General features: G+C 28.1%; 14 protein-coding genes, 1 tRNA gene and 1 pseudogene. 4 read left to right on the forward strand and 12 right to left on the reverse strand.

Going from position 1 to position 12,444, the window contains the following annotated elements:
- Nucleotides 1-668: 668 nt before the first annotated feature.
- From JJC03_RS16630 to tpx, 9 genes and pseudogenes are all read right to left on the reverse strand, one after another.
- On the reverse strand, nucleotides 669-869 hold the full coding sequence (locus tag JJC03_RS16630; protein WP_235873743.1) for a hypothetical protein: 201 nt from the start codon (nucleotides 867-869) through the stop codon (nucleotides 669-671).
- A gap of 1,053 nt (nucleotides 870-1,922) precedes the next feature.
- Nucleotides 1,923-2,006: transfer RNA gene (locus JJC03_RS16635), tRNA-Ser, on the reverse strand.
- Between the two features lie 84 nt (nucleotides 2,007-2,090).
- Nucleotides 2,091-3,224, reverse strand: coding sequence for a 3,4-dihydroxy-2-butanone-4-phosphate synthase (ribB, locus tag JJC03_RS16640; protein ID WP_088399571.1), 1,134 nt, complete (start codon nucleotides 3,222-3,224; stop codon nucleotides 2,091-2,093).
- Entirely contained in the window at nucleotides 3,205-4,368 is a 1,164-nt protein-coding gene (locus JJC03_RS16645; RefSeq protein ID WP_309597695.1) for an LptF/LptG family permease, read from the reverse strand. Before JJC03_RS16645 ends, ribB begins: the two co-directional genes overlap by 20 nt.
- Complete coding sequence (locus tag JJC03_RS19030) at nucleotides 4,365-4,664, reverse strand: LptF/LptG family permease (RefSeq protein ID WP_309597696.1); 300 nt, start codon at nucleotides 4,662-4,664, stop codon at nucleotides 4,365-4,367. Before JJC03_RS19030 ends, JJC03_RS16645 begins: the two co-directional genes overlap by 4 nt.
- An 8-nt stretch (nucleotides 4,665-4,672) precedes the next feature.
- Nucleotides 4,673-5,311, reverse strand: a complete 639-nt coding sequence (gene lolA1 / locus JJC03_RS16650) for an outer membrane lipoprotein periplasmic chaperone LolA1 (RefSeq protein ID WP_088399574.1) — start codon at nucleotides 5,309-5,311, stop codon at nucleotides 4,673-4,675.
- A 6-nt stretch (nucleotides 5,312-5,317) separates the two neighbouring features.
- Nucleotides 5,318-7,814, reverse strand: a pseudogene (locus tag JJC03_RS16655) (DNA translocase FtsK).
- A 48-nt stretch (nucleotides 7,815-7,862) separates the two neighbouring features.
- Nucleotides 7,863-8,237, reverse strand: a complete 375-nt coding sequence (locus JJC03_RS16660) for a diacylglycerol kinase family protein (RefSeq protein ID WP_088399578.1) — start codon at nucleotides 8,235-8,237, stop codon at nucleotides 7,863-7,865.
- Complete coding sequence (gene tpx, locus JJC03_RS16665; protein WP_088399580.1) at nucleotides 8,237-8,734, reverse strand: thiol peroxidase; 498 nt, start codon at nucleotides 8,732-8,734, stop codon at nucleotides 8,237-8,239. Before tpx ends, JJC03_RS16660 begins: the two co-directional genes overlap by 1 nt.
- Before the next feature lie 116 nt (nucleotides 8,735-8,850).
- On the opposite strand from tpx, the gene JJC03_RS16670 reads away from it, so the two are divergent.
- Genes JJC03_RS16670 through JJC03_RS16685 form a run of 4 tightly spaced genes read left to right on the forward strand, consistent with a single transcriptional unit; the run spans nucleotide 8,851 to nucleotide 10,922 of the window.
- The gene (locus tag JJC03_RS16670; RefSeq protein ID WP_103715488.1) at nucleotides 8,851-9,177 is read left to right on the forward strand and encodes an ArsR/SmtB family transcription factor; all 327 of its coding nucleotides are present in this window, start codon (nucleotides 8,851-8,853) and stop codon (nucleotides 9,175-9,177) included.
- Nucleotides 9,178-9,215: 38 nt separating this feature from the next.
- On the forward strand, nucleotides 9,216-9,680 hold the full coding sequence (locus JJC03_RS16675) for a DUF6428 family protein (protein WP_088399584.1): 465 nt from the start codon (nucleotides 9,216-9,218) through the stop codon (nucleotides 9,678-9,680).
- Nucleotides 9,681-9,700: 20 nt separating this feature from the next.
- Nucleotides 9,701-10,315, forward strand: a complete 615-nt coding sequence (locus JJC03_RS16680) for a class I SAM-dependent methyltransferase (RefSeq protein ID WP_309597697.1) — start codon at nucleotides 9,701-9,703, stop codon at nucleotides 10,313-10,315.
- Nucleotides 10,296-10,922 (forward strand): low molecular weight phosphatase family protein, encoded by a 627-nt coding sequence (locus tag JJC03_RS16685; RefSeq protein ID WP_088399588.1) that lies wholly within the window; start codon nucleotides 10,296-10,298, stop codon nucleotides 10,920-10,922. Before JJC03_RS16680 ends, JJC03_RS16685 begins: the two co-directional genes overlap by 20 nt.
- A 51-nt stretch (nucleotides 10,923-10,973) precedes the next feature.
- Here the strand turns inward: JJC03_RS16685 and JJC03_RS16690 are convergent, their stop codons facing one another.
- The 3 genes from JJC03_RS16690 to JJC03_RS16700 form a co-directional block, all read right to left on the reverse strand.
- Nucleotides 10,974-11,231: a DUF6952 family protein gene (locus JJC03_RS16690; protein ID WP_088399590.1), complete on the reverse strand. Its 258-nt coding sequence runs from the start codon at nucleotides 11,229-11,231 to the stop codon at nucleotides 10,974-10,976.
- 12 nt (nucleotides 11,232-11,243) lie between these two features.
- Nucleotides 11,244-11,552, reverse strand: a complete 309-nt coding sequence (locus JJC03_RS16695) for a thioredoxin family protein (RefSeq protein ID WP_088399592.1) — start codon at nucleotides 11,550-11,552, stop codon at nucleotides 11,244-11,246.
- Nucleotides 11,553-11,646: 94 nt separating this feature from the next.
- Complete coding sequence (locus JJC03_RS16700) at nucleotides 11,647-12,282, reverse strand: peroxiredoxin (protein WP_088399594.1); 636 nt, start codon at nucleotides 12,280-12,282, stop codon at nucleotides 11,647-11,649.
- Nucleotides 12,283-12,444 lie beyond the last annotated feature (162 nt).

Genomic DNA, 12,444 nt, shown 5'->3' on the forward strand with positions numbered 1-12,444 from the left:
TTCTTTTTTGCCATTTAAATCGAGTAATATATCTTCCTCTAAATTTAGATCATGTGATGCAGAAACCTTAATTATTGATTGAAAATCATAAAAGTACTTTTACACAAAAAGAGATCACACTAGCTAAGATTGAAAACTTAGCTAATGAGTTGTTTTTTGATACTTTAAAAAATACTCTAATTCTTCATTGAGAATTATTATGGAATTAATATTTTGATTAATACTATTAAACTCATATATATGAACTAGATCTCTTCTTTTAAGTGGAGAATGAAATATTTTATCCATTAAATTATTAAGAATTTTCTTTTTAAAAAATGAGTAGAAAAAAGCAATATAGAATTTATACTGTTTTTTAGTTCTTTTTGAAAATCACAAACTAGAAGAGTGCAATTTTATTCATAAGAGTAATGAAATTAGTATAAAACCTAATTATTCTAGAAGTTTGTGTTGTTGTCATTTAGTTTAGTTGTTTGTTGTTTTACAAAAACGAGAAATAATAATTTTTATTGTGATAAAAAATAAAAAATACTTATTTTAAAACAATATTTTTTTAAAAAATAAAATTAAATTCACAAATAAACAATAAATTTTTATTATTAATAAAAATAGATAAAAAAACTAAAAACCCTAATAAAACTCAAATTTTAACATAAATTATTGCGTTTTCACCAAACATCATTTTTCTCATAAGAAAAACTATTAAAGATTATCAAATTAAACATTTCTCTCATTCTAGAACACAAACGATTATCATACAAATTTTCAATTTCTACAACTGATATATTTGTTCTAATATATGATGCTATAGAATTGTTTTCAATAAAATACTCATAGCCAGTAATGAGTATTTTAACTATTACAGTCATTCTCAAAATGCTTAATTCACTATTCCCTTCCTAAACCGTCAAAGCAATATCTTGTTAGTCATTGTTTAAAATTTCATTTTTTAATATAAGACCATAATACTTTGTATCCATATTTTTTGAATTAAACCCAGATTACACGTTAGAAATTTTTTAATAAAATTCATTTTATAATTTTCATAAAAACGAATGTTCTACTGAATGTTTTCAAATAAATCCATTTTTTATGATTTGATTTTTGTCAAAAAAATATTTCTAAAATTCAAATTTATCCTAATGTGCAATCTGGGTTAAAAAGAAATTTATCAACATTTTTTTATATTATACTACTGTTTTACAAAAGGTTTTAACAAACGTATAAGAAATGTTTTACCACATCCTATTTAGAGCACCTATCTTTGTTTTGAGATAATAATTAAGCACATAAATAGTTATATTTTAATTATGAGGAAATTTATAAGAATGACTTTAAAATTATGATTGTAGAATTGTTAAAGTTAGACCAATCAACAAAAGAAGTTAGTCAAGAATATCTTTTAAATAATAGTATGTTACGAAGATGGAGAAAAGGATTTCATTTAAAATTGGGTGATTTTTCTAAAAGACGGAACTATCTGTTTTAGAAATAGAATTAAAACAATTCAGGGCGGAATTAGAAGATGTTAACTAGAACATGATATCCTAAAATAAGCAGAAAACATGTTTTACAAAAACGATAGATAAAATATGAATTCATTTTTAAAAACAAGAATATTTATCCTGTTGAAAAGATATGTAATTGTATCAAAATCAATAAAAACGCTCATTATCATTGGTTAAGAAAAAATCTTTATTAAACTCTAAAAAGTTCCACCCAAGCATTTTTAATACCAAAATTAAGCAAATGTTTTATAAAAATAAAGAAATTTATGATAGTTATACATTTTCCTTATATCTTTTTGTTTTGATCCTAAATTTACAGATTTAATTAGTACACCACAGAAATCTTACTTAAACCAAAACATCCCTCCACAATACAAAAAAAAGGTCTGATTACTCAGACCTTTATCCTTTCGGCGGAGAAAGAGGGATTCGAACCCCGGACCTGTTACAGTCAACAGTTTTCAAGACTGCCGCATTCGACCACTCTGCCATTTCTCCAGTAAAAAACAATACTTCCGTATTGCGAGTGCAAATATAAGATGTTTTTTTATTTCTGCAAACTTTTTACTTAAAAAATATAATTTAATAATTTACATATTCTACAATTTCTAATCCATAACCTATCATTCCTACTCGTTTACCTACTTCTGTATTAGAAACTAAACGGATTTTAGTAATATCTATATCATGCAAAATCTGAGCTCCTATTCCATAATCTTTACTATCAATTACTATTTTTGGTGCTTTCATTTCACCTTGTTGTTGTAATTCTCTTAATTCTGTGATACGATTTAATAAACTTATTGCTTGAATATCTTGATTAATAAAAATAACAGCTCCTTTTCCTTGTTCGTTAATAACTTTAAACATATCATCTAATTGCTTATCAACATTATTTGTTAAAGTACCTAATAAATCATTATTAACCTGAGAAGAATTAATTCTTGTTAAAACAGGCTCTCCTGAATTCCAAGTTCCTTTTGTTAAAGCGATATGAATTTGTTTATTAGTAATTTGTTCATACGCTCTTAAACGAAAAACACCAAAACGAGTCTGTATATCAAAGTCTTCTTTTTTTACAATTAAACTGTCATGCTGCATTCTGTAAGCTACTAAATCTTCTATAGAAACTAATTTTAAACTAAATTTCTGAGCTACTTCTACAAGTTGTGGGAGTCTGGCCATTGTTCCATCTTCATTCATGATTTCTACAATAACTCCTGCTGGCTTTAGACCTGCTAAACGAGCAAAATCTATAGCGGCTTCTGTATGACCTGTACGTCTCAAAACACCTCCTTTTTTAGCTATTAAAGGAAAAATATGACCAGGACGAGCTAAATCAAATGGTTTTGTATCAGGATTAACTAATGCTTGAATAGTTTTAGCTCTATCAGACGCTGATATTCCAGTAGTAACTCCATGTCCTTTTAAATCAACAGAAACAGTAAAAGCTGTTTCCATATGATCTGTATTATTAGTCACCATTGGGTTTAAGCCTAGTTCTCTACAACGTGTTTCTGTTAGTGGTGCACAAATAAGCCCTCTACCATGAGTAGCCATAAAATTAACCATTTCTGGTGTTATTTTTTCAGCAGCTGCAAGAAAATCGCCTTCATTTTCTCGGTCTTCATCATCAACCACAATAATTACTTTTCCTTGGCGAATATCTTCAATAGCTTCTTCTATGGTATTTAATTTAATGGTTTGTGTCTCCATCTTTATTTTTTTTGAGTTGTGTTAGTTTTGTATATATTTTTGTAAATGGTTCTGTAATAAAATCAAAATTAATATTACCATTATCATTTATTGCTTTTTTAGTTAAATAAATGGCTAATGGAGTTAATACTATTGAAGCTAAAGATGCTCCTAAAAAAACAGGAATTTGAGATTCTTGTGCCATCTTTTTACTAAATGTATTCATAAAATGAAAAGAAATAAAAATAAGCATAGCAAATACAATAGGTAAGCCTAATCCTCCCTTACGAATAATAGCTCCTAGTGGTGCACCTATAAAAAACATTAATATACAGGCATAGCTAAAAGTAAACTTTTCAAAAATAGCATTCAAATAACCATTTATTTCTTTTTCTTTTGATAACATGGCAAACTCATACATTTCTAAATTACTTTTAGAACTTATCAAATCACTTTCAGCTACATTTAAAACATTAATCTTAGAGGATTTATCTTTAATAATACTCAGTAAATCTGTTTTTTTGGTATTCTTAATTTTAACTGTATCTACATTATAGTTATTCGTAACTCCAAGGCGTTGATAATTATTATCTGCAAGAGCAATTAATTCTTTATTATAATTAGTTCTTAAAGAATCTGCCGTATATCTTAAATCATTTATTTTTAGCATTGCATCTGAATTTTTTAATTCATCTTTCAGTGCATCATTTGTATTTAATTTAGATAAATCAATATTAATTGTATATTGTTTAAAAAATACTTTTACGAAAGGTAATTTTTGACGTTGTTCATAATCAACAGGGCTAATATCTTCATAATAATATCCCTCTTTTAATACTAATTGCAATAAATTACTAGCTTCAGAAGATACAAGAACACCTTCTTTTGATTTTATAACGGTTCTTACCCCTTCCCCTGTAGTAGATTTTTTATGTATCGTAACTGCTTTTAGAATCTCTCCCTTTTCCCCTGTTTTCTTTTCAACTTTAATATTAAATTCCCCTATATCACAAAATTGTCCTTCTGCAATTGCTAAAGCAGGTTTTACTTGAGCTAAATTTCGTCTAAAATTAGTAAACTTATATTCTGAATATGGTATAATATTATTAGCAAAGAAAAATGCTATTATACTTAATCCAAAAATAAAAACTAATAAAATTTTCAAGCTTCTAAAAAAGAAACTCCTGCTGATTTCATAGCTGCAAATTCATAATGCTCTGCTAAATCTCCAAATGTCATAATAGAAGCTAACAATACCGTTAGAGGCACTACCATAGGCATTAGTTTAGGCGTAGCAAAAATTAAAAACTTGATAATCATAATAAAATCAAGATCTTTTCCTGCTAATTCAGATATAAACAACCATACAGTTTGTAAAATGAATATAAAAAACAAGATTACAAATACCGAAGTAAATGTAATCAGGAAGGACTTAAGTAAATATCGGTCTAGGATTTTCATTAGTAAGATTAATCCAGGTTATTGATGTAATAATTTGGGTACTTTGATTTTACAAATGTAAAATAGTTTTTAGGCAAAGTCCCATTCGTTTTTAAAGAATTAACTGTTAGGGTTACTTTTGTGCCATTTTTATTTAGAGTAATCGTATTATAAATTAACTGAGTTGCTGTATCAACTCCTACTAAAATTTGTTTACGATCATCTTTAGAACTTATTGGAACTAACTTTATATATTGAATTTTTTTACCTTTAATTGTTTGATTTATATCCCAAGTATATTTAAATCCTTTATTAAAGAAAGTTAACATTTTAGCAGGAGTATCTGCTTCCTCTTCATTTCCTACTTTTGCTATAGAAACCTCTTCATCTTCTTTTGATATAGTATATACTTTTGTTCCATCACAAATTTTAGTAAGACCTAAAAAATTCAAAAGGTATTTATTTCCTGATAGAGTTACGTTTCCTTTATTATCTTGGTTAATTCCTTCTTTCGTATTTTGCAAATTATATTTAAAATCTACTTGAATAGTTTTAAAAGACTTAACTTTTGCTGCTACTTTATCTAATATAGCTTTTGCTTTAGGATCATTTTGAGCCTGAAAACTAAACGAAATTAAGGTTAATAATACTACTATTATTTTTTTCATTTTATATTAATTGTTTTTCTCATTATTTAAAAAATGTTCAAGAGCTACTAAATCAGGTACATTTACGCTACGCGCTTTACTTCCCTTCAAAAGGTCCCACAATACCTGCTGCTTCTAACTGATCTATTAATCTACCCGCACGATTATAGCCTAATTTTAGTTTTCGCTGGATTAAAGATGCTGATCCTTGCTGAGCTGTAACAATTACTTCAGCAGCATCTCTAAAAAGAGGATCTCGTTCTGAAATATCTATATCAAGACTTGTACCGCTTCCTTCTTCACCAATAAACTCAGGAAGCAAATAAGCATTTGGATAAGCTTTCTGGGCACCAATAAATTCAGTAATTTTTTCCACTTCTGGAGTATCTACAAAAGCACATTGAACACGTACTAAATCATTACCATTTGTATACAACAAATCTCCTCTACCTATTAACTGATCAGCTCCTTGTTGATCTAAAATTGTTCTGGAATCAATCTTAGAAGTAACTCTAAAAGCTATACGGGCAGGGAAATTAGCTTTAATAATACCTGTAATTACATTTACGGAAGGTCTTTGCGTAGCTATTATTAAATGTATTCCTATTGCACGGGCTAATTGTGCCAAACGCGCAATGGGTGTTTCCACCTCTTTTCCAGCTGTCATAATTAAATCTGCAAACTCATCTACAACTAGAACAATATATGGTAAAAAGCGATGTCCTGCTTCTGGATTTAATTTCCTTTGTTTAAATTTTTCATTATATTCTTTAATATTACGGACCATTGCATCTTTTAATAAAGAATAACGATTATCCATCTCTACACATAAAGAATTTAAAGTAGTAATTACTTTTGAATTATCAGTTATAATAGCATCTTCTGTATCTGGTAATTTTGCTAAATAATGCCTTTCTATTTTATTAAAAAGAGTTAATTCAACTTTTTTAGGATCAACTAAAACAAATTTAACTTCAGCAGGATGTTTTTTATACAGCAAAGAGGTAAGCACCGCATTTAAACCTACTGACTTACCTTGTCCAGTTGCTCCTGCCATTAATAAGTGGGGCATTTTAGCTAAGTCAACTACAAATGTTTCATTAGAAATCGTCTTTCCTAAAGCTATTGGCAACTCCATTTCTGCTTCTTGAAATTTTGCTGATGCAATTACGCCTTTCATGGGAACTAAAGTTGGATTTTTATTAGGAACTTCAATACCAATAGTTCCTTTACCTGGCATAGGTGCTATAATACGAATTCCCAATGCAGCTAACGAAAGAGCAATATCATCTTCCAAGCTTTTAATTTTAGAAATACGTACACCTGCTTCCGGTACTATTTCATACAAAGTCACAGAAGGTCCAACAGTAGCTTTTATTTGAGCAATATCTATTTTATAGTTACGAAGTGTTTCTACTATTCGATTTTTATTTTCTTCTAATTCTTCTTGATTAATAGTAATTCCTGCCGAACCATATTCCTTCAATAAATCAATAGTTGGAAACTTATAGTTGGAAAGATCTAAAGTAGGATCAAATTCTCCAAAATGAGCCACTAAACGTTCCGCTAAATTTTCTTCTATAATATCCTCCTCTTCTACTTTTTCAATCACCAATTCATCTGAATTATATTCTGATTCATTTAATGGTTTTATAGTAGGATTTACATCTAAAGTCAACTCTGAAGGAGTACCTATAGTAGGTTTTAAAGTATCTTTGTTAATTTCTAATTTAGAAGGTATTGTTTTTAAAATAATACCTTCTAATTCTTCATCTTCACAATCTTCCTCTATAGGTTTTATTATTTCTTTAAAAACTTTTTCTTTACTTTTTGAAACGGATTGAATTTCTTCTTCTGGAACTGCAAATTCTTCTAAATTATAAAGTGTTTCACTTTCTTTAGATAATGGATTTTTAAAATCCTCTTTTAACTCAGATTTTGTTTTTTCAAAAGCTTCTTTTATCTTTTCTGGCGATATTCTTATTTTAAAAACAAGATAAATAACGATTCCAAAAAGTAAGGTAAGTAAAGTACCTGCTTTCCCTAAATAGTCTTGTAAAAATGAATTCATTTCAAACCCAACTACTCCTCCTAATTCTGGAAGAGAAGTGCTAAAAAAACCAAAAAGAATTGAAAGAATGATTATTACAAAAATATCCCAAAACCACGTTTTCTTTAATTTAGAAACCGCTAAATCAAGTACTAAATAAGATCCTGTTAAAAATAACAATCGAACAAATAAAAATGCTGCAATACCAAATCCTTGATAAACAAAAAAATTAGCTAAAAATACGCCTAATTTTCCCAGCCAGTTTTGAACCTCTGATGTTCTATTTCCAAATTCATTAACCTCACTTTGATCAAATTTACCATTAACAAAATAGGAAATAAAGGAAATTGCTAATGCTATAGAAAACAATATAAGCAAAATCCCGAAGGTAATTTTTTGCTGACGACTTATTGAAAAGCGTTTTTGTAAAATTTCAGATTCTACTTCTGCAGATGTATTTTCTTTCTTTTTGATTTAGCCATTATAATTTTAAAAAAAGGATCTATTTATACCAATTTAGACTTACATTATTTTAGGTAAATAAATGAAGCTTCCTATAACACAGGCTGTCATAGCTGCAAAAAAAACTGCTCCTGCTGCAATATCTTTTATAAATCCTATTTTTTCATGAAAATCAGGATGCACAAAATCCGCTAATTTTTCAACTGCAGTATTTAAACCTTCAACACTTAAAACTAAGCCAAAAGCAAATATTTGAAACATCCACTCTTCACGAGTGATTTGAAAATAATAACCTGCTAATGACATTAATATCGCTAAAGAAGACTGCACCATTACACTGTGCTCTGTTGTAATTAATTTAAATGCTCCTTTCGCTGCAAATCGTATACTTTTTAATCTACCTGTAAATAAGGTTTCGTCTTTTTCAAATTTCATTATAGAGAAGCTAAAGCAGATTCATAATTAGGTTCTTGAGCAATTTCTGCAACTTGCTCTGTGTATTTTACAACTCCATTCTCATCTATTACAATTACACAACGCGAGTGCAATCCTGCCAAAGGCCCTTCCGCTATAGTTAAACCGTAATCAACACCAAAACTACCTGTTTTAAAATCAGATAGATTCACAACATTTTCTAAACCTTCTGCTCCACAAAAACGAGTTTGAGCAAATGGTAAGTCTCTTGAAATACATAATACTTTTGTGTTTTCTAAGTTAGATGCTGTTTCATTAAATTTTCTAACAGAAGCAGCACAAATTCCTGTATCAATACTAGGAAAAATATTTAAAACTATTTTTTGCCCTTTAAAGTCTTCTAATGTTTTAACTGATAAATCTGTTGCTACTAATTCAAAAGATTTCGCCTCTACTCCTACCGCAGGTAATTGCCCAACTGTATTTATTGTATTTCCCTTAAATGTTATCTGTGCCATAATTTTATTTTTTTAAAGCTCCAAAAATAAGGATATTTTTCAAATATTTTTTCTTAATAAAAACGTAAATATCGATAATTAATATCGTAATATTGCAATATGTAAATTTAAAAAACATGGGAGCCTCAAAATCAGCCTTTTTCACCGATTCTCAAAATGAGTTAGCTAACCTTTTTAAAGCTTTAAGCAACCCCGCTCGCTTAGCTATTATTGAACATTTAATAAAAGTAGATTCATGTATTTGTAATGATATAGTAGAAGAACTACCTCTTGCACAGCCCACTATTTCACAACATCTAAAAGAACTTAAACAAGTAGGCCTTGTTAAAGGGAGTATAAAAGGAAAAAACATTTGTTATTGTATAAATAAGGAAATATTTAATAAAATACATATTTATTTTTCTTTGTTAGAAAATACGAAAAATGCTATTTGTTGTCCATAACTAAAAGATACTTATCATCTTATAAATCTACATAAAAAATGAAACTATCTGAATTCAAACAATATTTATCAAAAAGTAATTCTTTTGATATCATATTAACTGACGGAACTTATGTTCCAAAACATTTTCACATTACAGAAATGGGAGTTATTAATAAAAAATATACTGATTGCGGAAATACATTTAGAGAAGAAAATTATTTCACCTTTCAGTTATGGTTTGCTAATGACACTTCCCATAGACTAACTAGTGAAAAAACAGTACAAATCATTGAAAGTATAGAAAAAAATATTATTTGTAATGATTATGAAATTATAGTAGAATATCAAAACCAAAATACGATAGGAAAATATAAACTAGATTTTTTAGAAGGTCATTTTTTATTATTACCAACTCAAACGACCTGTCTTTCAAAAGACAAATGTGGAATACCTAAACAAAAAATCAAAAAAAACTTAAACGAAATCACTAATTGTTGTACCCCTGATTCTAATTGTTGTTAAACTATGGAGAAAAAAGCACATTGGGAAAATGTTTTTTCCACAAAAAAGAAAATGAGGTTAGCTGGTATGAGAAAAAACCTGAAACTTCTATTGAATTAATCAATAAATTAAACCTACCTAAAGATGCCAAAATAATAGATATTGGAGGTGGTGATAGTTACTTAATAGATCACCTATTAGATTTAGGCTATACTAATTTGTATTTATTAGATATTTCTGCTAAAGCAATTGAGCGAACACAAAAAAGATTAGGAAAAAACTCTAAAAAAGTAAATTTTATAACAACTGATATAGTACATTTTATATCAGAAGAAAAATTTGATTTATGGCATGACAGAGCTTCTTTTCATTTTTTAACTGATCCTAGTGATATTACGACGTATAAAAATATTACAACAAAAAATATACAAGAAAAAGGAAAATTAATTATTGGTACATTTTCAACATCTGGCCCTTTAAAATGCAGTGGACTACCTATAACTCAATATACAGCTGCTACATTAAGAGAAGTATTTGAACCTGATTTTACACTTATTGAAAAACAAGCAATAGAACATAAAACTCCTTTCGAAACTATTCAAAATTTTATATACTGTTCTTTTAAAAAAAACTACAATGTTACTAAATCTATCTAACTATATTGAACAAATAAATATTTCTTCTATTTCAGACGAAAGAAAATTAATTCTTAAATTAGTAATTGATTATATTGAGGAAAAAATAGAAAAACAAGAACCAATTAATCTTAATTTTATTTGTACTCATAATTCTAGAAGAAGTCATCTCTCTCAAATTTGGGCTCAAACGTTTGCTTATTACTTTGGAATACCCAATATTTACTGTTATTCTGGAGGCACTGAGACTACAGCATTATTCTACAAAGTGGTAGAAACACTAAAAAAACAAGGTTTCTACATTATTCAGCTAAATTCTAATAATAACCCCGTTTATTGTGTAAAATACGACGAAAATAAACCTGGAATTATTTGTTTTTCTAAAACATATGATCATCCTTTTAATCCTAAATCTAACTTTGCTGCTATTATGACTTGTAGTAGTGCAGATGAAGGATGTCCTATTGTAATGGGAGCTGATAAAAAAATTGCATTAAAATATGACGATCCTAAAACGTTCGATAATACGGACTTAATGGATCTGAAATACGAAGAAAAAAGTTTTGAAATTGCAACTGAATTATTTTATATTTTTTCGAAGGTAAATAAAGATACGCTTAAAAAATAATGAAACAGTTCAGATAATACAAAAAGCCGGCAATTTGCTGGCTTTCAATTTTTATTTATCAATAGATCCTAATACGCGCTTCATAAACTCGTTTAATGCTATTTTCTTTTCTTTTCCTTCTCTGATTAACTTTTGAACCTCCAAAGCACCATAAAGATTGGAAATTAACTCTCCAATAACATCTATTTCTTCATCTTTTAAAGACTCTAACTCTGTAAGATTTTCTAATACCGCAATTGTTTCTACTAAATAATCGCTATCATTTTCTTCTATAAACTGAGTTAAATGTTTTATAACAGGTAATTTCATAATCTATTTTTCTTAAAGAATTTCACCAACTAAGTCATTTAATACTTCTGCTTTATTGGTTTGCGTTTCTTTTACTAATTTTCCATTAACAAAAGTTGCAAATGTAGGTAAATTAGAAACATTAGCCAGTTTTCTAGATTCAGGTGAATTTTCAGCATCTATAATTACAAAAGTAAGGCTTTCATTTTCAGTAGATAATTTTTTAAATTTTGGTTTCATAATTCTACAATTACCACACCATGATGCAGAAAATTGCACAACTACCTTTTCATTTTCATTAATTACACTTTGTAATGTATCTTCGTTTAATTCTATTAACATATTTATAAAGATTACAAAACCAATAGCAATGCAAATTTTAACTAATAAGGCATTGCCATTGATTTTTGTTTTGGTTATTCGGAATTGAATTTAATTAGTTTTGGCTTAGGTAAGCAGCTGTACTTAATCTATCAGCATTCATTGCTTCTTTACCTTCTTCCCAGTTTGCAGGACAAACTTCTCCTTTTGTTTGAACGTGTGTATAAGCATCTACTAAACGTAAATATTCGCCTACATTTCTTCCTAATGGCATATCATTTACACTTTCATGAAAAATTTTACCTGTTTCATCAATTAAATAAGTTGCACGGAAAGTAACGTTTGAGCCTTCTAATAAAATATCATCAGATTCTTCATCATACACTTCTTCTGCATCTAAAATACCTAATGCTTTAGATAAATTACGAGTAGTATCAGCTAATAATGGATAAGTAACACCTTCAATTCCTCCATTATTTTTAGGGGTATTTAACCAAGCAAAATGAACTTCATTTGTATCACAAGAAGCACCTATTACCATTACATTTCTTTTCTCAAATTCTGGTAATGCAGCTTGAAAAGCATGTAATTCAGTTGGACAAACAAATGTAAAATCTTTTGGATACCAAAATAATAATACTTTTTTATTGTTTTTTGTTGCTTCTTCAAGAACGTTGATTCTTAAATTATCTCCCATTTCTGAAATTGCATCTACTGTAATGTTTGGAAATTTTCTTCCTACTAAAGCCATAATTTATAAGTGTTAAATTTATTATTTTCTGGTTGCAAAATTAATAATTGTATCCTTCCTATTTTCTATACTTCCCTATTAATTTTCTATTCAAATATAAATATTCTTTATAGCATAAAAAAGACTTTATTTTTTTAAGATCAAGCAATAACACTATAAGAA

The sequence above is a fragment of the Flavobacterium oreochromis genome, from assembly GCF_019565455.1.
Taxonomy (GTDB): domain Bacteria; phylum Bacteroidota; class Bacteroidia; order Flavobacteriales; family Flavobacteriaceae; genus Flavobacterium; species Flavobacterium oreochromis.